At 40.8% G+C, this 19,251-nt stretch carries 21 protein-coding genes; 5 read left to right on the top strand and 16 right to left on the bottom strand.

Going from position 1 to position 19,251, the window contains the following annotated elements; translation table 11 throughout:
• Positions 1 to 17 precede the first annotated feature (17 nt).
• Positions 18 to 1,382 (top strand): CHAP domain-containing protein, encoded by a 1,365-nt coding sequence (locus tag F602_RS10585; protein WP_018166881.1) that lies wholly within the window; start codon positions 18 to 20, stop codon positions 1,380 to 1,382.
• A 69-nt stretch (positions 1,383 to 1,451) separates the two neighbouring features.
• On the opposite strand, the gene lplA is transcribed toward F602_RS10585, so the two are convergent.
• The 8 genes from lplA to F602_RS0105020 form a co-directional block, all read right to left on the bottom strand.
• Positions 1,452 to 2,441, bottom strand: coding sequence for a lipoate--protein ligase (gene lplA, locus F602_RS0105055; RefSeq protein ID WP_018166880.1), 990 nt, complete (start codon positions 2,439 to 2,441; stop codon positions 1,452 to 1,454).
• Positions 2,442 to 2,630: 189 nt separating this feature from the next.
• Complete coding sequence (locus F602_RS0105050; protein ID WP_018166879.1) at positions 2,631 to 4,070, bottom strand: 6-phospho-beta-glucosidase; 1,440 nt, start codon at positions 4,068 to 4,070, stop codon at positions 2,631 to 2,633.
• The gene (locus tag F602_RS0105045) at positions 4,067 to 4,687 is read right to left on the bottom strand and encodes a histidine phosphatase family protein (protein ID WP_018166878.1); all 621 of its coding nucleotides are present in this window, start codon (positions 4,685 to 4,687) and stop codon (positions 4,067 to 4,069) included. Before F602_RS0105045 ends, F602_RS0105050 begins: the two co-directional genes overlap by 4 nt.
• Before the next feature lie 15 nt (positions 4,688 to 4,702).
• The gene (locus F602_RS0105040) at positions 4,703 to 5,302 is read right to left on the bottom strand and encodes a histidine phosphatase family protein (protein WP_018166877.1); all 600 of its coding nucleotides are present in this window, start codon (positions 5,300 to 5,302) and stop codon (positions 4,703 to 4,705) included.
• Between the two features lie 9 nt (positions 5,303 to 5,311).
• On the bottom strand, positions 5,312 to 6,793 hold the full coding sequence (locus F602_RS0105035; RefSeq protein WP_018166876.1) for a 6-phospho-beta-glucosidase: 1,482 nt from the start codon (positions 6,791 to 6,793) through the stop codon (positions 5,312 to 5,314).
• Positions 6,794 to 6,983: 190 nt separating this feature from the next.
• Entirely contained in the window at positions 6,984 to 7,913 is a 930-nt protein-coding gene (locus F602_RS0105030) for an AEC family transporter (protein ID WP_018166875.1), read from the bottom strand.
• 280 nt (positions 7,914 to 8,193) lie between these two features.
• A complete protein-coding gene (locus tag F602_RS0105025; protein WP_018166874.1) occupies positions 8,194 to 8,376 on the bottom strand; it encodes a family 1 glycosylhydrolase in 183 nt (60 codons plus the stop codon).
• A gap of 76 nt (positions 8,377 to 8,452) precedes the next feature.
• Positions 8,453 to 8,836: a VOC family protein gene (locus tag F602_RS0105020; RefSeq protein ID WP_018166873.1), complete on the bottom strand. Its 384-nt coding sequence runs from the start codon at positions 8,834 to 8,836 to the stop codon at positions 8,453 to 8,455.
• 117 nt (positions 8,837 to 8,953) lie between these two features.
• On the opposite strand from F602_RS0105020, the gene F602_RS0105015 reads away from it, so the two are divergent.
• The gene (locus tag F602_RS0105015) at positions 8,954 to 9,877 is read left to right on the top strand and encodes an AraC family transcriptional regulator (RefSeq protein WP_018166872.1); all 924 of its coding nucleotides are present in this window, start codon (positions 8,954 to 8,956) and stop codon (positions 9,875 to 9,877) included.
• Between the two features lie 27 nt (positions 9,878 to 9,904).
• Complete coding sequence (locus tag F602_RS0105010) at positions 9,905 to 10,237, top strand: putative quinol monooxygenase (RefSeq protein ID WP_018166871.1); 333 nt, start codon at positions 9,905 to 9,907, stop codon at positions 10,235 to 10,237.
• A 64-nt stretch (positions 10,238 to 10,301) separates the two neighbouring features.
• On the opposite strand, the gene F602_RS0105005 is transcribed toward F602_RS0105010, so the two are convergent.
• From F602_RS0105005 to F602_RS0104975, 7 genes are all read right to left on the bottom strand, one after another.
• Positions 10,302 to 11,996, bottom strand: a complete 1,695-nt coding sequence (locus F602_RS0105005; RefSeq protein ID WP_018166870.1) for a recombinase family protein — start codon at positions 11,994 to 11,996, stop codon at positions 10,302 to 10,304.
• A gap of 60 nt (positions 11,997 to 12,056) precedes the next feature.
• Positions 12,057 to 12,224 carry a hypothetical protein gene (locus tag F602_RS10995; RefSeq protein WP_018166869.1) on the bottom strand — a complete coding sequence of 56 codons (168 nt, stop codon included), beginning with the start codon at positions 12,222 to 12,224 and terminating at the stop codon, positions 12,057 to 12,059.
• Positions 12,208 to 13,005 (bottom strand): replication-relaxation family protein, encoded by a 798-nt coding sequence (locus F602_RS0104995; RefSeq protein WP_018166868.1) that lies wholly within the window; start codon positions 13,003 to 13,005, stop codon positions 12,208 to 12,210. Before F602_RS0104995 ends, F602_RS10995 begins: the two co-directional genes overlap by 17 nt.
• A gap of 86 nt (positions 13,006 to 13,091) precedes the next feature.
• Positions 13,092 to 15,317, bottom strand: a complete 2,226-nt coding sequence (locus F602_RS0104990) for a type IV secretory system conjugative DNA transfer family protein (RefSeq protein ID WP_018166867.1) — start codon at positions 15,315 to 15,317, stop codon at positions 13,092 to 13,094.
• Between the two features lie 2 nt (positions 15,318 to 15,319).
• A complete protein-coding gene (locus tag F602_RS10990; protein WP_018166866.1) occupies positions 15,320 to 15,487 on the bottom strand; it encodes a hypothetical protein in 168 nt (55 codons plus the stop codon).
• Between the two features lie 158 nt (positions 15,488 to 15,645).
• Positions 15,646 to 15,858, bottom strand: a complete 213-nt coding sequence (locus F602_RS0104980; protein ID WP_018166865.1) for a hypothetical protein — start codon at positions 15,856 to 15,858, stop codon at positions 15,646 to 15,648.
• 10 nt (positions 15,859 to 15,868) lie between these two features.
• Positions 15,869 to 16,135: a hypothetical protein gene (locus F602_RS0104975; protein ID WP_018166864.1), complete on the bottom strand. Its 267-nt coding sequence runs from the start codon at positions 16,133 to 16,135 to the stop codon at positions 15,869 to 15,871.
• A 121-nt stretch (positions 16,136 to 16,256) separates the two neighbouring features.
• Between F602_RS0104975 and F602_RS0104970 the strand changes: the two genes are divergently transcribed.
• Entirely contained in the window at positions 16,257 to 17,369 is a 1,113-nt protein-coding gene (locus F602_RS0104970; protein ID WP_018166863.1) for a hypothetical protein, read from the top strand.
• 420 nt (positions 17,370 to 17,789) lie between these two features.
• Here the strand turns inward: F602_RS0104970 and F602_RS0104965 are convergent, their stop codons facing one another.
• On the bottom strand, positions 17,790 to 18,125 hold the full coding sequence (locus F602_RS0104965; RefSeq protein ID WP_018166862.1) for a hypothetical protein: 336 nt from the start codon (positions 18,123 to 18,125) through the stop codon (positions 17,790 to 17,792).
• Positions 18,126 to 18,591: 466 nt separating this feature from the next.
• Here F602_RS0104965 and F602_RS0104960 point away from each other — a divergent pair, with 466 nt between their 5' ends.
• Positions 18,592 to 19,245, top strand: a complete 654-nt coding sequence (locus F602_RS0104960; protein WP_018166861.1) for a recombinase family protein — start codon at positions 18,592 to 18,594, stop codon at positions 19,243 to 19,245.
• The last annotated feature ends 6 nt before the right edge of the window (positions 19,246 to 19,251 follow it).

The following is a 19,251-nucleotide window of genomic DNA, read 5'->3' as shown; positions in this document are numbered from 1 at the left end:
AAATTAGGAAGAAGGATATGATAAATTTTAGGAAGTCACTTTGTTCGGCTTTGTTACTAGCTCTACTTTTGGAAACAAGCGCTTCTACACAGGTTTTAGCAACGACGGAAGCGACAACTAGTGAGCCTGTCCTTGTGACGGAAGCAACTACCACAGTTTCTGAAACCACAACCATAGCTGAAACCATTTTACCCAGCACCGAAGCCCTTCCCTCAAGTGAAGCAACAACAACGGAAGAAATTACTGAAACTAGAAAACCGATGGAAGATAGCGGCCTTCCTATTTTAGAGAGTAGCATCAGTATTGCACGTGGTGATGACTATCCAGTTGAACTAAAGAAGATCCCTTATACCCACTATACTGTTGACCCATGGAGTTACTTCCACCGCCAATGTACCTCCTTTGTAGCCTTTCGCCTGATGCATGCAAATGGTTTTAAGGATGTCAGAGGCTATGGAAATGCCCATGAGTGGGGAAGTCGTGCTAGGGCAAGGGGCTATACAGTCAATAAAACACCTGCACTTGGAAGCGTTGCTTGGTGGGATTCGAATGTAGCTGATGCTTCTAGTAGTGGACATGTCGCCTGGGTATCTGGCATCAGTGGGGATTACGTCGAAATCGAAGATTATAACTCATGGAGAGGTGGTCCTGGCTTATACAATAGACGTCTGGTTCATGTTAGCCGGGTGAGTGGATTTATCCATTTTAAGGATATCCAAAAGACTATCAGCTCCCAGAGTGTCAGCCTGAATAAAACAGCTCACACCCTAACAGTTGGAGATTCCTTTGCTCTACATGCGACTGTCCTCCCAAGCAATGCTAGTAATAAGTCAGTAAAATGGCACTCAACCAATCCTAAGGTAGCAACCGTCTCTAATGGAAAAGTCACAGCTTTGGCAGCTGGGCAGACCGACATTGTCGTAACAACCTTAGCAGGAGGAAAAACCGCTAGCGCTCGTATCACTGTCAAAAATAAACAAACTGCTAGTTCCACAGCTGTATACAGGCTCTATAATCCCTCTATCAAGCGTCATCTCTACACAAAAAATCTCAATGAAGCCAATGTTTTAAAGACTCGTGGTTGGAATTTCGAGGGACAGACCTTTGTTACTGCAACAACAGGGACACCTGTTTACCGGCTCTACAGCCCTATACTAAAAGAGCATCTTTACACAACAAACAAAAAAGAAAATGATATATTGGCTACCAGAGGCTGGCATGCTGAAGGAATCGCTTGGTATTCGTCCGGTAAAAAATCTGTCTACCGCTTATACCATCCTGGACTAAATGTTCATCTCTACTCCCCTGACAAATATGAGATGATCGTCCTAGTAACCCGAGGCTGGGTCAATGAGAATGTATCTTTTTATACCAATCAGTGACAACTATATTGTTTCACAGCAAAAACACCCCTTCCTCTGAAGTTAACATAGAGGAAGGGGTATTTCTTTTTATGCCACAATCGCCTTGGCTACTTCTTCTGTAGTCATACGCGAGAAGTAATGGGTTGTATCAACCATTTTGAGTTTTTCAAGGACATCTAAATACTCATAGCGAGTGCCAATAAGGAGTTGCTCGATGTCAGATACATCTCCAATACCAAAGAAATCTCCGTAAATCTTGATAGACTCGATAACTGATTTTTCAGTTTTGATGTAGGATGTAATCTTACCAGCTGGGTATCGGACGCTGCGCTCAACAGTATACTCAGGGGTCGCTCCAAATGTCCAATCCCAAGTCGCAAATTGGCTATCACGAATTTCCTGAATACGGGCCAATTCGTCTTCTGAAAGGACATACTCATCCATATCTGGGTATTCTTTTTTCATCTGGTTGAGTATCGCTTCCTTAAAGTCCAAGACGGTCATCTTCTCAGGCAATTCATTGTTAATATTGGTGACACGGGCCCGGACAGACTTGACGCCTTTTGATTCAATCTTGTCCTTAGAAACCTTCAGCGCTTGACCAAGGACTGTCATATCTACATCAAACAATAGACAACCATGGTGCATCATACGACCTTTGGCATAGGCTTGAGCATTGCCACAAATCTTCTTACCATCGATTTCTAGGTCGTTTCGGCCAGTAAAGTTGGCTTCAACTCCCAAAGTTGACAAGGTATCAATCACAGGCTTGGAGAAGGTTTTAAAATCAAAAGCACCTTCTTCTGATTTGTTGGAGATAATGGTGTAATTGAGGTTATTGAGGTCATGATACACTGCCCCTCCACCTGAAAGACGACGAACCACATGGATGCCATGCTCATCTGTGTATTCTTTGTTGATTTCTTGGATAGCATTTTGGTGTTTACCAATGATGATAGCTGGTTCATTGATCCAGAGGATAAAAATTTCATCAATATCCGTTAATTCTTTGAAGGCGTAAGCTTCAAGAGCGATATTATAGGCTGGATCGTTGGAATTGTTGACGATGTATTTCATCTTTTTCTACCTTGCGCGCCAAAAACTAGCTGCACATGATTCCTTTCTTATTTGACAGATACTCTTATTATAATGAAAAGGAAGATAATTGACAACGGGAAGAGCTCGCAAACGAACTTTTTCACAATAAAATTTTTGATATCCTAGTATACAAAACAAAAAACAGGTCTATTATGACCTGTTTTTTGTTTATTCAATATCACTGCCGTTTGTAGCGATGACTTTTTTATACCAATCAAAGGATTTTTTCTTTGAGCGTTTCAGTGTGCCATTGCCATCATTGTCACGGTCTACATAGATAAAGCCATAGCGTTTTTTCATCTCACCAGTACCGGCTGAAACGAGATCAATACAACCCCAAGTCGTGTAACCCCACAATACCACACCGTCTTCATTAACGGCGTCGTTCATAGTCTTGATGTGCTCCCGTAAGTAAGCGATACGGTAGTCATCTGCTACATAGCCATTTTCATCTGGTGTATCCACAGCACCTAGTCCATTTTCTACGACAAAGAGTGGTTTTTGGTAGCGATCCCAGATGGAATTGAGAGTAATACGGAAACCGAGTGGGTCAATCTGCCAGCCCCATTCTGAAGCATCCAGGTATGGATTTTTGATGGAGGCAAAGATATTTCCGGCTGTTTTTTCCTTGACAGTTGGGTCACCTGAAGCGACACGGCTAGAATAATAAGAGAAGGATATAAAGTCAACCGTATGCTCTTTGAGGAGTTCCAAATCTTCCTCATGGATATCTAATTCAATACCTTCACGTTCCCATTTTTTCTTGGCATAGTTTGGATAGTAACCGCGAGCCTGTACATCGATAAAGAAATAATTTTCACGGTCTTCCTGTAAGCCTTCCCAGACATCGCGTGGATGGCAGGTATGTGGGTAATATTGGCCTGCAGCTAGCATACAACCTACTTTGTTTTCTGGATCTACTTCATGAGCAATCTTAGTGGCAATAGCAGACGCAACTAATTCATGATGAGCTGCTTGGTATTTGACCTGCTCTACATCTTCTCCTTCTTCAAAGCAGAGACCTGCTCCCATAAACGGTGCATGGAGAATCATGTTGATTTCATTGAAAGTGAGCCAATACTTCACCAGTCCCTTATAACGATTAAAGAGGACCCGGCAAAGATTTTCATAAAAGCCTAGCATCTTACGATTACGCCAACCACCGTATTTTTCAATCAAATGCATCGGACAATCAAAGTGGGTAATAGTCACCAAAGGCTCGATACCATATTTATGGCACTCCTTAAAGAGATCTTCATAGAACTTTAGACCCGCTTCATTTGGTTGCTCTTCATCCCCCTTAGGGAAGATACGAGTCCAGGCAATGGAGAGACGGTAGGTCTTGAAGCCCATTTCGCCAAAAAGAGCAATATCCTCCTTGAAACGGTGGTACATGTCGATAGACTCCTTGGCTGGATAAAAATAACCATCCTCAAAATCGAACATCTTCTTGCGACCTGTGATGATGGCTTCGCGATCCTCACCGATAGGCACAACATCGACATTGGCTAGGCCACGACCATCGGCATCGTAGGCTCCTTCACATTGGTTGGCAGCTGTCGCACCGCCCCATAAAAATCCTTCTGGAAATGGTTTTAATTGTGTCATTTCTTTCTCCTTTTGTTATTGGTTTCTTTTTGATAGAGGACTTCCCTATTCACTGGGTCCATAATGGATAGAAGGTCGTATTGGCCATCTTGGTAATCAAATTCCAGAATGCTACAATTTCTCATCCGAACCCTTGGATAATCTGTCAAGACATGTCTAAAAAATTGGGCAATGGCAGCACCATGACTGACAACAAGCACCGTTTGATTGTCAGGGTTGTTCAAAATATCCCGCATGGTTGCTTCCATCCGCAGGCGAACCATCATATAATCTTCGCCCCCGTAGGTCACAAAATAATCTCCATAACCAATATCACCTTGCAGGGGCGGATTGAGATACTCCTGCTGGCCCTCAAAGGCACCGAAATCCTGCTCTTTCAAGCCTTTCAAGCGGATATAATCCGTTCGGCCGCTGACAAGCTCTGCTGTATCACAGGCTCTTTCCTGAGTTGAGGAGTAAATACGGTCAAACTGAACTCCCTGTTCCTTGAAATAATCATGAGCTGCCTGGGTCTGAGCAATGCCTTCATCTGTCAATGGAGAATCACAGGCGCCTTGAATTCGTTTTTGCAGATTGAAACGAGTCTGTCCATGGCGCATAAGATACAATTTCTTCATTGTTACCCCCTTTTTTTAGAAATCATAAGTGATGAAATCTTGATTTGGGTCAATCAATTGGTCAAATCTGATCTGACCATCTAGGTAAGTTAGCTTTAAAATAGCGCAATTGGGGAGAAACACTCCCGGTGGAAAATGAATGTCCAGAACTTGTACCAAGCCCCACATAGCTGCTCCATGACTGACCATAAGAATGGTCTCATCAAAGACAGTCTCCATAACGGAGATAATGGTCTCACGGACACGTTGACCAACCTCTCGGATATCTTCCCCACCAAACGGGACCAATAAGTCTTCAAAGGAACGAGAACCTGGTCTGTGCTTAGGCAGAAGTTCTTCTTCTCTGGCCTCAAAAATACCAAAATTCATTTCCTTGAGTCCCTTAAGCTGTTGATGAGGTGCAGTGGTAACTAACTTCAAGGTATCTGTAGCCCTCTCCTGAGTAGAGGAATAAGCTCTATCAAACTTCACACCCTGCTCAGTAAAATAGTGGCCCACTTTCCGAGCGAGTTCGATACCATTTTCTGTCAAGGGCGAATCGCACCAACCCTGAACCCGTTTTTGAGTGTTGAAAAGTGTTTCTCCGTGCCGCATTAAATAAAATGTTTTGCCCATTAGCGCTCCTTAATCATTCAAAATATTTGCCGCATTAGAGGCAATCAAGTCCTTGTAGTAGAAGAAAGAATCCTTACGAGAACGATCAAAGCTTCCTTGTCCATAATCATCAGCATCCACATAAACAAAGCCATAGCGTTTGGACATTTCAGAGGTAGAGGCTGATACAAGGTCCGTACAACCCCACCAAGTATACCCCATCAGCTCAACTCCATCTTGAATGGCTTCGTACATCTGCTCAACGTGCTTCTCCAAGTAATCAATGCGGTAGCTATCATGAATCGAACCGTCTGCTTCAACAGTATCCAGAGCCCCTAAACCATTTTCTACAATAAAGAGGGGAATCTGATAGCGGTCATAGAGTTTATTGAGAGTGGTGCGCAGACCAACAGGATCAATCTGCCAGCCCCAGTCTGAGGCTTCTAGATATGGATTGGATTCTCCCAAAAGCAGATTTCCTGCTGTCTCTTTTTGCTCTGGTGTTTGGTTGTTGGGATGACGTGTCACAGATGTCATGTAGTACGAAAAACTCATGAAGTCAACAGGGTACTGCTTGAGAATAGCTTCATCACCTGGCTCAAACTGAATCTGGATCCCATTTTCTTTGAAGAAGCGGTTCATGTAGCGTGGATACTCCCCACGAATCTGGACGTCTGAGTAGAAAAGATTGGATTGATCCTTTTGTAGTGCATGAAAGATATCATCCGGATGGCAAGTTGCTGGATAAGCTTCCATGCGGGCTAGCATACAGCCGACTTGATTGTTTGGGTCAATCTCATGAGCAGTCTTCGTTGCTAAACTGGACGCAATAAATTGGTGGTGCACCGCCTGATACATTTCATCCAAATGAAGCTTACCATCTTCAAACAGGAGACCACCAGACAAGTAGCCTGTCAGTCCAAGAATATTGATTTCATTGAAGGTCAACCAATACCTGACCTTTCCCTTGTAACGTTTGAAAACAGTCTTGGCATAGTGAACAAAGAAGTCTATCACTTTGCGATTTTTCCAGCCACCATATTCTGTTACTAGATAAATCGGAAATTCATAGTGAGACAAGGTCACTAGAGGCTCAATGCCATATTTATTGAGTTCATCAAATACCTTGTCATAAAAAGCTAAGCCCTCTTCATTTGGCTCCAATTCATCACCCTTGGGGAAAATCCTTGGCCAAGCAATGGAGAGACGGAAGGTCTTAAAGCCCATCTCTGCATAAAGGGCAATATCTTCCTTGTAGCGGTGATAAAAATCTGAACCCCAACGTTTCGGATAAAGACCCTCCGTATCTTGGAGAGCAAAATCTAATTTTTCACGATTCATAGGTGTCGTAAACTCACCAGTCATGAGTTTACGCTCTTCTGGACTAACTGCTCGGGCTGTATCAGAGGTTGCAAAACCACGACCTCCCTCACCAAATCCTCCCTCAAACTGATTTGCTGCAGTTGCCCCACCCCATAGGAAACCTTCTGGAAATTGTTTTATTGTTGACATATTTTACCTCATTTTTAAAGAAAGTTAAGTATGTGTAGAAAGTTAGTCCGCTACACTGTAGTCCTCTTGAGTTTATCAAAATATGTAAGCCTTTTCCTATCCTATATTATGAAAAACTGATACTATCCTCTGTTCTGCCAAATAGCATCTCTCTAGCAAAAAAGCCAGCTAAAGCTGACAAAGCATATCTTTATACAAAAATGACCACCAGAACTGTGTAAACCAGAATCGTAATAGCCATATAAAGAGAAATAAAGGTCGCCACATAGGTACGGTCTCCTTCATCCTTAAACGAATCCTGAATCAAGAGAGGCATAGCAAAACCAGTTGGGCACATAAAATACAATAGCACAGCAATAAGGAAAAACTTGTCTGCCATAAAACTTGGGAAAAGCAGGAAAAAACCTGCGATGACGAAAATATAGTAAACCAACCTCACCATCATCAAACGAAGCATGGACTTGAGCGTATGGAAGTCAAGATGAAAATCGTAGCCTAAGACAAAGAGAATCATACCCAAAATCGGTCCTGTTGCCTTATCTATAATCCCCGTATAAAGGGATGCGAAGGATGATTGCAATATCCATGATTGGAGTCCAGTAAGATTGAAGAAAAGTCCTAGCAAAATGGCGATTACAAAGGGATGAAAGAAGACTTCTTTAGCCAATTGACTCCATGATTTCTGCCCCTCAGATGTCTTTGCAATCATTATAGGAATAACCAAAAAAGCAATAATGGAGCCTGCCAAATCAAAGATGACTGTATTACTGGATTGCCCAACGATAGAGAGATAAAGAGGTAATGCTACTGCTCCACCTTCGACTGTTGTTAAAAGATAAGGTGAAAAATGAGCCTGCTTTATCCCGGTAAAAGTCCCTAATATCTTACCTAGTATCATGGCTAAAAAGAAGGCTACTGTCACATAGACTATTATCCCTGCTGTTTCCAGGCGCAACTGGGCAGACCCCAACAAACTAAAAATCATAATCGGAAATAATACTGTAAAGACAATCGTATTGGCACCAGCCTTTTGCTCTGGGCTAATCCATTTCTTAACACGAGATAGATAACCTAGACCCAGCATAAAAAATACAGGAACCAATGTCTGAAGTGCTGCCATAAAAACCTCTTTCTTTAAGTGATAATACATAGTATCTTACCATATTGTCTAGCAAGGAACTAGTCCTATCCACTGTTATGATGATACTTTCCTCTGCTATTGCATCTTTTGACTGCGGATAAAACTATATCAAACCTGCTCTGCTTTGAAACAACTATTTCGTCAATCATTCAAACAGCTATATCTTTCCTATCGTTATCGATTACTTGCCAGTCTTCGTTTCTCCTAAAAAAGAATGGCTACTAAATGCAGACCATTCTAAATAAATAAGAGGTGAGCCTTACTCCAAATCTTCACCGTTGCTAGCAATCACTTTTTTATACCAATAGAAGGAATCCTTTGGTGTCCTCTCCAGAGTACCATTTCCAGCATCGTCCATATCAACATAGATGAAGCCATAACGCTTGCGTATCTCACCTGTCATGGCTGACAATAGCGCAGTGGTAGTCCATACAGTCATCATGAGGAAACCTTTTGGAAATTATACCGTTGAAAAACTCCTTTTGGGTTTACTGGTATGTAATCTAATGATGAGTCCGCTAAATTGTCAATTCAATCGTATTTCCTTCAAAGCCAAGAAGACAGGATTCGTAATAACCGTCACCAGTTGTTCTGGGGCCAGAAACTACCTCGTAACCATCTTCTTTCAGACGCTCTGTTAGCTGGTCAACCTTTTCCTTAGAGCCCAAGGAAAAAGCTAGGTGAATAAAGCCCAGACGCTCGACAGGGAGCATGTCCTGACTAATGGTAGATTTCTGCATGATTTCCAACCTTGCTCCATCCATAAAACTCAGGAAGTAGGAGGAAAAATGAGTTTTTGGATTGTGATAAAGGTCATTGGATTGTGCTGCAAAATACTTTTCAAAAAAAGCCCTTGCTCCTTCTAAGTCCCTAACGTAAAGTGCCACATGTTCAATCTTCATAGCAGCATTTCCCCTTAACTTGAATTTTTTGTATAAATATAGTATAAATGGATTGTAACCCCTTTTCTAAGCTAATAATATGGCATACTGATATTATCATCCGATAAAGAGGCCCTTATGAAGCAACATTTAACAGATCAGTTTTTCCAGCATCAGATTGATTATGATAACCACTTGATGCCACTCAAATATTACCATACCCATGTCCAAAACGGGATTCCCGATGTGCTTTTTCATTGGCACAATGAATTTGAAATCAATTATGTCTATGAAGGTTCTGCCCGTTACCATATTGACTATCATTATTTTGATAGTCAGACTGGTGACATCATCCTGATTCGACCAAATGCCATGCACTCTATTCACCCTATCCAAGATTTGGAGCATGTAACTGACAGTCTGGTATACCACTTGGACTTCTTGGGAACGTCCAACCTGGATCAAACCTCCATGCTCTACCTACAGCCTTTGCAACATGACATTTTAAAAACTGTCCTTCGCATTCAGCCTCATCAGGAAGGTTATTCTGCTATCAAAGAAGTTCTCTTTACTATCTTTGACATCATCAAAAGGCAGGAACCTTATTATGAGCTTCTGCTCAAAAGTCAGCTTTTTCAATTTCTACATCTCCTCTATCAGCATGATTATATTATCAAGAAGAATACAGATAATCTTTACCGTAAGAATGAAAAACTACGGGGGTTGATTGATCATATCCATCACCACTATCAGGAAAATCTGACCATCGAGGAGATGGCCGATTACATGGGGTATAGCAAGACTCACTTTATGTCTGTTTTCAAGCAGCAGACAGGCACCTCCTGTATGGAGTTTGTCATCCAAGTCCGTCTTCGTGAAGCCTGTAGTCTACTGACATCCAGTCTCAAAACTGTATTGGAGATTTCCAATCAGGTTGGCTTCAATAACCTTTCCAACTTTAATCGTCAGTTCAAACGCTACTACCATATGACACCTAGCCGCTACCGGAAGCAATTCCGCAAGAAGCATAGTTATATTGGCACTCGACCTGAAAAATTGTAAACAGTCCAAAAATGGAAGGAAAAATCTATGACTATCACCATGCAACTCTACTATAGTGGACAAAATGGCTCCGCTAGTCTCTTTGTAACAGAAATGGAAGAAACCGGCATCGCGACAAAAATTCGCCAAGAGCCAGGCAATCTCGCCTATAACTACTACCAGTCCCTATCTGATCCCGAAACTATCCTCTTGGTGGATACTTGGAAAGACCAAGAAGCCCTAGATATTCACCATGCTTCTCCTATGATGCAAGACATCCTGGACCTCAGAGAAAAATATAGTTTAACTGTTCGGGCCGAGCGCTACCGCTCTGATCAAGAAAATATCCCTGAAAGAGATAAAAAGTACCATAATGAATAAAAAAAGCTGGGCTTTAGCTCAGCTGACAAAAAGCAGTTTAGTTATTATAGGCAATATCAGCGAGTCAGTCCGCCTGACTCGCTTTTTCGTTGTTTAGTTTTCCGATAAAGTTGTAGTGAATATCAACCTGAATGATTCGATTGCGCTTGGTGCCTGTTGGCTTGTGAATTACAATCTTGTCAATCAGTTCGTTCACTATTTCAACGGTTAATTCTGGTAGTTCTGTATATTTGGAAATTCTTGCCATAAACTTGGAGATGTTTTGGCTATCTTCTTGTTGTTTGGCGAGTTTTTCTGTTAAATCTAAGATTGAAGTTTGAAGCTGTTTCTGTTCGTCTTCATAGCTATGACTTAACTTTACGAAACGGTCATCAGAAATTTTCCCAAGTAGATTATCTTCATAGAGCTTTTGAATAATCGTGTCAATCTCTTTCGAACGAAGTTCATCTTTTTGGAGTTGTTGGCGCTGGCGTTGGTTATCTTTCGAAAATTTAACTTGACTTTGTTGCTCTAGCTTTTTCAAGAACTTATCTTTGTCTAGTTGAATTTCCTGAATGGTTTGCCGAAGTTTTACGCCTACAATCTCAATCAAAGCAGATTTTTGAATATAGTGCGGATTTTCACAACCGTCAATCGGCTTGCGATAGCCAGAACATTTGTAGTGGTCGTGATTCAGCCCGTTTTTCTCCTGTGGACAAAAATAGTGCTTGCGCCCACAAGTTCCACAAAAGACCAGCCCCGCAAACAGATTTTCATGACCAACACGGTTTTTGTAGCGCTGATTAGACCGCTTGTGATTGCGCATTTTCTGAACAATATCGAAAGTTTCTTGGTCTATAATTGCCTCGTGTGTATCTTTGAAAATTAGCCAATCTTCTTTGGGCTTATCGATTGACCGCTTGTCCTTGTAAGATTTGGTCTGCGTTCGAAGATTGACCGTATGCCCCAGATATTCTTCACGAGACAAAATTGCGCTTAAAGTCTCCCTAGTCCAATAATATGGCAAAGTTTCGACATTTGAACTAGAAGAAATCGGCTTCAATCCAATCTCTAAGCGATAACGGTCTGGTTTGAAGATTTTTTCGCTCTCTAAAAGTTTCGCAATCTCGGTCAGGCTTTTACCGTTTTTAGCTTCTTGAAAAATCCGCTTCACAACCTCGCTAGCTACGGGGTCAGCTATCCAGTTCTTGGGGTTTTCGGGGTCTTTTAGATAGCCATAAGGCGGATTTGTTGTCACTCGTTCGCCTGCTTTAGCTTTGGCTTGAATAACCGCCCGAATCTTCTTGCTGGTGTCCGCCGCATACATTTCATCCATGAGGCTCTTGATTGGTAAGAAAATCGAATTGGTTTCGTTGGGCTTGTTCGAATCAACACCGTCATTTAGGGCGATAAATCGAACATCAAAACTAGGAAAAGTAATTTCCGTTAGTTGTCCAACCTTGATATAAGACCGCCCTAAACGGCTTAAATCCTTAACAATGAAGTTTGAAACCTGTCCATTTTCCACCAACCGTAACGCTTCTGAAATAGCTGGTCGGTCAAAATTCGTTCCGCTATATCCGTCATCAACAAACAGAATCGGATTTTCTAAACGCTCACGCTGAACGGCTTCAGACAAAATCTTCTTCTGATTGATGATTGAATTGCTGTCTCCGTTTAGTCCGTCATCTTGACTCAAGCGACAATAAACGACCGTAATGCTCGAAAGTCTAGAAGTATCTACTTGGTTATAATATGGAATTGTCAAAGTTCTGTTCATGTGTTTTCTCCTTTTTGGAGTTCACACACCTATACTACTATTATACCATTTTTACTACTGTTAAAACAGTGATTTATCGCTTAAAATCAACCTTTCTAGCACTTTTTCAAGCGGTCTTTTTCCAGTAAAAGAATGGTAAATGTAGTAAGTCGTTCGACCAATTCGACGGTGTTCTGCTAAGGTGTGCGGGGCTTGGCTTGAATCTCGGTCTTTATTCTTCTGATTCATTTTCCAAACCTCCTTTGATATAACTTTGATATTCATCTAGCGTTATCACGGTAAACAATTCCCAAAAGTTATATAGTTCATTTTGAATTGCTTTGGAAATTGCCGTCTTGCGCTTGTCGTCTGGCACAATCCAAAGAACATACGGAAAAACTTCTTTTTGGCGCTGTTCGATTCCAGAACGATAGTATTCGATATACTTCTTGCACGTATTGACCACACGAGCGAGGCTTTCGGTGCTTCGGTCTATCTCTAAGAAGTAATGGTCTTCATATTCGCCATTTAATAACTCCAGATAAGCGTCGGGTTTGAGTGTCAAGCCAACACCAGAAAGTTTTTGATAATCACGCCATGAAGTCGGCTCAAAGGAAAAATCTTCAAGAGAAATCGCACCGGAATTTCTAGCAACTTCAATCGTTTCGACAAAAATTTCAGTTATTGCCAGAGTGTGTTCGACATGGTGTTGGGTTGGTTCGTAGCGATTTTTGTATCTGAGCGCAATCGTGTTATCTTTGCCTTTTAAGACTTTCAAGCCTTGAAAAGTTATTTGCCAAACATAAGACGCAGAGCCTTTTCGCGCGCCGCCAATTCGGCGGTCTAGGTGTGAGATTAAGCCTTCTTGCTTTAGTCTTTTCGTGGTAAAATTGGCGCGACGAATAGCAGTTTCTGGGCTGGGACTGTCTGAATAAAATAAGCGGGCGAGTTGGTGAGTGGTGGCAAGGCGTGCTTGATTCAGAAAATGCAGAATTGCTATATCGTTAGCCGTTAGTTGATTCCATTTCATCTGTTTTGTTCTCCTTAAAAAGTTGAGTTTGTGTTGCCGTAAAAATAGCCTAATTACGGAGTAAGTCGTGTGAAAACTTCTAGCTTTTAGCCCGATTTGTCGCTGTCGGCTGGGGTTTCTTCACCTACACGATTCGAAGACCGATTGGAACGCTTTTTTCGACCCAAATCCGCTAAATCGATATGACATTCACTAGGCTTCGAAGTTACTTTTTCTGTATTCCACTGCCGAAATTCTTGCTCTAATTCTGCTATATTTTGCCCGTATTTGGTCAAGTTATTCAGATATGGCGCTCGGCTATCTCGTATTTTTGGACTAGGCAGAAAAGTCTTGCCAATAATCCAGCGATAAGTGTTAGGTGAGACCTCGGTTCGAATATACGCCCAAAATGGTGGCAAGGAATAAAAGTCTTCTTTTTCGAGTTCGAGCGTGGATTTTGCCATTTCTTTGGCTTCGTTCAAGTTCAGGCCAAAGACAATTTTGTTGGCGACGTTGGATTCGATGCCTGCTTTGAGCTGAGGAGAAAGTTGCGCCAAATGTTGGAAACCGATATTCCAGCCAACATTAAACTGGCGAGATTGTGAAAGAGCTTCGTCCAGATTGGCGTTAGGAAGCCCCAAAAAGCTAGGCGTTTCATCAATATAAACAAAGACCGATTGGCGTTTGCTTGGTTCAACCGCAGATTGGCGCAAAATCAACATCCAGAGCATAGAAGTGATAAGGCTACCAATGAGTTTGGCAGATTCCGAGCCGATAACCGCCTTATTGAGCGGTATCAGAACAATTTTTCGAGATTTGAAAATTTCCGCCAGGCTGATTTTGGGCTGAGCTTGTCCAAGCATCGCCCTGAGTTGTGGGCGAAGCAAGAACTGACGAAATTTATTCAAAATTGGGTTTAACATCTGGTGGCGTTGAGCATCGCTTAATAGTTCAAACCAGTTCCAGAAACTTTCTAAGCCAATCGGGTCTTTCAAGTCTTTGAGGATTTTTTGCCTGAAGTGTTTGTTAGTCAATAAACTCGGCAACATGGCAAGTGTAGCGTTTGGCGTTCTGGCGAGCGTTAAAAAGCTATGCGACAGAATATCCAAAGAATAGATTCCGAAATGGTCTGGATACAACCCTTTGAACAATTCCAAGAGATAGTCGGCGATAACTTCTGGTTCAATACCTTGTTTGGTTAGTTCGAACGGGTTGATTCCGACCAGCCTTTTTGAGGTTGGCGAGATAACGACAATATCTTGGTCATGTTCTGGTGGCGTTCGCTCTAGAATTTCGTGTGTGAGTTGACCTTTGGCATCAATCACCACAATGCTATGATTTCTTGACCGAATATCCGACAGAATCAAGTGGCTCATTGCTGTAGTTTTTCCGCAACCCGTTGAACCCAACCACATACAATGTTTTTTGGCGGATTGGCTAGTGATTTGAATTGGTCTTGGTTGACTTTCTATGGTTTGGGCTAAACTTCTGGCAGTATTTTTCCCAAGATTGTAGCCAAGCGGTGGCGTTGTCAGTTTTGGGTGGATAGCAGGAACGCCAGATATTTTTTCTTCACCAATTGGCAAGAGTAAGAATGAAGCAAGGTCAGAAATTGCCAAACTATATGGATAAGACCACGGCGCTTGGGCGGTTTGAATCTTGCTCGCAGGTATTGACTTCAAATCAATCCGAGCAGTCGTCTCTAACATTCGAAAGCTACTTGTTAGGCTGGAGAAAAATTCTTTACTTCGTAAGATACTCCGAGACGATATACCAACATGAATCTCGCACCTGAAGGTAGCTTGCCTTAACTTTTGGCGCATGAGCTTTTTGGAGTTTTCCGATAGCTCTGGAATATTGTTAGTAATAACCTGATACCAACGCGCCGACAGATTGGGTAGTTGTTTCGGTTCTGGTTTTGGTGGCAACCCTTGACCAAGAATGAGCTGAATGACAATTTCTTCATTTGTTTGAACCGCTTTTGATAACGCTAAAACAGAACGAATCATGTCTTCCATTGACTGCGTTTGAAGAGCGTAGTGCGATTGCTTGATTTCGACCATGCGAGCAATTGAGACGGCTTCACGCTTGGGAGCTTTCGAAAATTGAATTTTTCGATGCAATTTAATCAGATTTTGAATGTGGATTTTGTCTGCTTCTTCTGTTCCGAGTAGATAGCGAACTTTGTTCTGCTTGATTCTGACTTCAAAAACAATTGCTTTGCGCCGGCTCAATCCAACCAACTGACCGAGAAGCGACCGAACATCTTCTTCTGAAAAAGGTCTTTGCCAAGTCCATTCACTCCACGACAAGGCTTCAAATTGACGCTTCATCTTTACCTCCAATCTTTATGTTTGATAATTCGAAAGGCGAACCAGCCAACTAGCATAGCAACTATTCCGAAGATTAACACTTGCCATACTTCTAGAATTAGCTTGACGGCGTAATTGACAAGCCAAGCGCAAGCGACAAATGCCAGAATGTAGGCGATGAGTTTCTTCATAGCTGGTCTCCTTTCTTGCTTTCAGTTATACACCAAGTTTGGGAAAATTCGAAATTGAGTTTTGGCAACTTTTCGAGCGATTGGAATAAATTTTGAATAGATAAACAGTAGTTTATTAGAACATATTTTGTCCTTTTGTCTAATCCAAGTTGGGCATTTTATCGCTTGTAAGACTTCAAGAGTTCGGCGTGTGCTTTGAGGTAAATCTCGTTAATCGCTTGTTTCTTTTCGAGATATTCCGCCAAGGCTTGTTCTTCTGGAGAATAATAGTTTGAAGAACGGTCGGAAGAATCTTCTTCTAAACAGTCCCACAAGAACAACAAGACGGCAAGAACTCCCCACGCCAAGGAAAACCAGAAATAGATATTCATAAGAGCCTCCTTATTTCAAATGTTGGGTCGTGTAATGTGTGAAAGCACGCAAGATATAATCGGTATAGTCACGGGCTTCGGGGTTGTTTTTCAAGATTTCAGCTTGAATCAGCGCCAGATTTCCTACCTTATACAGAATATCTGTCGCCAGAAGCTCTCGCGCCTGATTATCCGCCATAGACTGACTGAGCTTGCGAGCGACTTCCAATTGATATGGGCTGGCAACTTGCGCCAAGGGCTGAGAAGATTGTGAGCGTTTTGAGAGTGAATGAGTCATGTGATTTTCTCCTTTTGAAGTGATATAATTGAGATAAGTTAGCTAACTTATGGTTTTATTATAGCCATATCCGTTATCTCAATCATCATTCAAAAAATCTCAAAAATCTCAAGGAGTTTCTATGTCACGATTTAGACTTGGTTGGTTTTGTTATATACTACAAAAAAGCGAAAAGAAAAAACGAAACCAAGAAAGTTTCGTAAATTCAATATTGAGCAGACTAATTAGTGAGAATAACCCAAAAACTTTATTTATCCCAGAAATAAACAGAGTTTCTAGTAACCGCCTTTTTACTGGCGAGGAGAATGTGCCAGAGTTTTATATTGAAGCTCTCCCATTGAGCGATTATGATTTTCAGGTCAAAAGAATTTCTTCTGTTCTTGAGTCAATAAACGATAATGAAGATTTCAATTATAAGCAAGCAGTAGCCAAGGCGAAAAATGAACTTTCTTCATACAACAAAGAGGCTCTTGCGGTTTTTGGTTCTACTAAACTTGAAACTTTGAACAACGCTCAGACAGATGAGCTATTTATTGCAAGTCTACTTATATATTTAGTCAATGCGCCTAACATTCCGCAAAAAGATACCGATGAATTGAGGCACTTTAAAATCATTCAAGACAATATCTTGAAGTTTTTAGAGAACGAAATTTTGCTAACCCCCTTCTCACATAGAACTACATTTGAAAATATACTGACCAACCCTAAAATCAACCAAGGATATTTTATAGAATGTTACACGACAGAAGCGTTGAATAATCCAGAACTAACCAACACCCTAACAACTTCTTCTTCTCTTCGCCTGCTTGTCAGGGATTCAATCCTAAAAATGCCAATTATTCAAAATAGCTTTGTTATCCAAAACGGAAGCATCAATGAACGCACCCAGGAGTTTATCTCTGAAAAATTCCAAACAGCCTCAAAAGTTATTTTACTCATGGGGTTATATCAAAGTAAGGATGAAGCATTCAAGGCGATAGACCGCTATTTTCCTAAAGAAGCAATCGGAAAGATATTCATGATAGAAAGCATGGCGGTATCTATAAAATCTAGTTACGACTATACCACCCAAAAGATGAAAGATATGATACATCTGACAAATGACACAGTGGAATATCTTGAAGAGCGGAGTTTTGCGGATAAGGATAATATCGAGTTAACGGTTGGAGGTGCTAAGCAGTTGAATGATAGTGAAGTGTTGTTGTTTACTATATTGAACCTGAGAAAGAATTGAACCTATATTTTCTGTAAAAAAACAGAAAAGCCTAACAATTCTTTCTGAAATAAAACAAAACGGTTTCATCTCAGGTTATTTTTGACTACTTTTCGAAATATGTGATATAATTGAAGAGTAGAAGACGAACAATTGTCAACTACAAATTTAACAATCTTATTACACTTTCGAAAAATACAAAATACGTTTTCGATATTGCAATTATTTTCGAACTGTGATATAATGTTGCAAGTGTTTTATTTCGAGAGATATAGAATACGAAAAACGAGAAACATTTGTTCTTTATAGATAATAGTGAGACTGTGGTTATATCCACAGTTGTCTGAATATTCTCTATATTAAAAAATGTTTTAGTACATAATAAAAATCATCAAATCCCGCCAGATTTGATGATTGGGTAGATAGATGAAGTTATGTCGTCTATTTATATATTTTAAGTTTTAGTGCTATCTTCAATATGATAGCGCTAATTTTTTTCTCTTTTTTATTTGTTGTATCGTCAGGGCTCGCCTTGTTTGAATATTTCAGTATTGTAATAATCGCAAAAAGTATAAGTGCTACTATTGCGATAAGGGCAGTTAAGTAAAAGTGTTCGACTAACGCACTAGTTATCGGCTGTATAGTCTGCGCAAGATTTTCGCCAATTTCAATGAAGAATAGGTTGCTCTCAGCGCTTTGCTCTAGTCCGCCATCTCCAAAAAAGAGTAGCGTTTTTAAAGTTACCGCACAAAATAAGAACTTGATAATTCTTCTCATAGGTCTTTTCCTCCTTTAAAGTTCTAGTTTAAAGACGACCTATCCGCTTCATCTATCTATACAAGTTTAACACTCCAGACATCACCCCTTTTTTAATGAAAAAACGCGCTATATAAGATTAGTCTCCAGCCGTTTGAGTAGCCCTGAATATCCTATAAGTTGAATTGATTAGATTTTCATAACCCCGCAGAGCCATGAAGAAAGTAGTCATTTCAGCCTATAGAGACATTAGTACTCCTCAAACCTGCTGATTAACTAATCTTATACGCGCGCCCTCGATATTTTTATTCTTGAGTATATTCTAAACGAAATCTCAGCCAAAGTCAAGATACAATTTTCAATCAATATATCAAACGAAAATATAGTAATGTTTTTATTTAACAAGGTTTCTCTTTACCGCCTCTCGCACTACTTAACCAATCTCCATCCCCCTGCTACAATATCAAAGTTAAGCAAAGGAGAAATCGTGACAAAATACTATATCAATAAATTCAAAAACAAGACTTCGGTTCAGATTGGCTACGCTCGTGTTAGCTCTAGTGACAATAGACAAGAATTAGGCTTGGAAGTTCAAAAAGAAGCGCTCAAAGATTGCGATATTATCTTCATCGAGAAAGACTCTGGCGGAAAAACAGACAGGCCAAGACTTAATAAAGCGATGAAGGTAGCTAAAGCTCTTGCGGGTAATAATACTCAAGTAACATTTGTAGTATATAAACTAGACCGCTTAACTCGGAAAATGTTTCAGTTATCTGACATCATCCAAGAATTAACCACTCACTCAATTCAGTTAAAAAGCCTACAAGAAAATATTGAAACCAACTCTCTAACTGGAAAATTCTTCTGTCTCATTCTCGGCTATGTCGCTGAATGGGAATTGGAGTCAATCCGCAACAGAACTAAAGACGGGCTCAGAAAAGCACGAGAAAGAGGCGTGAAACTTGGCAATAAAGGAATCTCAAAAGAACTAGAGAATCAGATAATCCAAGATTACCTACTAACTGATATACCCATTCGCCAATTATCCAAACAATTCCACGTTTCCACCGCTACAATTTATAGCGTTCTCAATCGTAATAATATCCGAACGAACAGGATAAAAATTATAAAAAACAGTTGACGAATA

The organism is Streptococcus minor DSM 17118, assembly GCF_000377005.1.
In the GTDB taxonomy this organism is placed as follows: domain Bacteria; phylum Bacillota; class Bacilli; order Lactobacillales; family Streptococcaceae; genus Streptococcus; species Streptococcus minor.
Note: the sequence above shows the minus strand (reverse complement) of the source record. Positions and strands in the feature narration are given on the sequence as shown.

Coding starts and splice junctions, on each gene's coding strand:
- F602_RS0105020 (WP_018166873.1), bottom strand. CDS start 8,836: ATGAAGATTGAACATGTGGCACTTTACGTTAGGGACTTAGAAGGAGCA.
- F602_RS0104970 (WP_018166863.1), top strand. CDS start 16,257: ATGTCACGATTTAGACTTGGTTGGTTTTGTTATATACTACAAAAAAGC.
- F602_RS10585 (WP_018166881.1), top strand. CDS start 18: ATGATAAATTTTAGGAAGTCACTTTGTTCGGCTTTGTTACTAGCTCTA.
- F602_RS0104965 (WP_018166862.1), bottom strand. CDS start 18,125: ATGAGAAGAATTATCAAGTTCTTATTTTGTGCGGTAACTTTAAAAACG.
- F602_RS0104995 (WP_018166868.1), bottom strand. CDS start 13,005: ATGAAATGGAATCAACTAACGGCTAACGATATAGCAATTCTGCATTTT.
- F602_RS0105030 (WP_018166875.1), bottom strand. CDS start 7,913: ATGGCAGCACTTCAGACATTGGTTCCTGTATTTTTTATGCTGGGTCTA.
- F602_RS0104980 (WP_018166865.1), bottom strand. CDS start 15,858: ATGAATATCTATTTCTGGTTTTCCTTGGCGTGGGGAGTTCTTGCCGTC.
- lplA (WP_018166880.1), bottom strand. CDS start 2,441: ATGAAATACATCGTCAACAATTCCAACGATCCAGCCTATAATATCGCT.
- F602_RS0104990 (WP_018166867.1), bottom strand. CDS start 15,317: ATGAAGCGTCAATTTGAAGCCTTGTCGTGGAGTGAATGGACTTGGCAA.
- F602_RS0105005 (WP_018166870.1), bottom strand. CDS start 11,996: ATGAACAGAACTTTGACAATTCCATATTATAACCAAGTAGATACTTCT.
- F602_RS0104975 (WP_018166864.1), bottom strand. CDS start 16,135: ATGACTCATTCACTCTCAAAACGCTCACAATCTTCTCAGCCCTTGGCG.
- F602_RS0105015 (WP_018166872.1), top strand. CDS start 8,954: ATGAAGCAACATTTAACAGATCAGTTTTTCCAGCATCAGATTGATTAT.
- F602_RS0105040 (WP_018166877.1), bottom strand. CDS start 5,302: ATGGGCAAAACATTTTATTTAATGCGGCACGGAGAAACACTTTTCAAC.
- F602_RS0105045 (WP_018166878.1), bottom strand. CDS start 4,687: ATGAAGAAATTGTATCTTATGCGCCATGGACAGACTCGTTTCAATCTG.
- F602_RS0105010 (WP_018166871.1), top strand. CDS start 9,905: ATGACTATCACCATGCAACTCTACTATAGTGGACAAAATGGCTCCGCT.
- F602_RS0105025 (WP_018166874.1), bottom strand. CDS start 8,376: ATGATGACTGTATGGACTACCACTGCGCTATTGTCAGCCATGACAGGT.
- F602_RS0105035 (WP_018166876.1), bottom strand. CDS start 6,793: ATGTCAACAATAAAACAATTTCCAGAAGGTTTCCTATGGGGTGGGGCA.
- F602_RS10995 (WP_018166869.1), bottom strand. CDS start 12,224: ATGAATCAGAAGAATAAAGACCGAGATTCAAGCCAAGCCCCGCACACC.
- F602_RS10990 (WP_018166866.1), bottom strand. CDS start 15,487: ATGAAGAAACTCATCGCCTACATTCTGGCATTTGTCGCTTGCGCTTGG.
- F602_RS0105050 (WP_018166879.1), bottom strand. CDS start 4,070: ATGACACAATTAAAACCATTTCCAGAAGGATTTTTATGGGGCGGTGCG.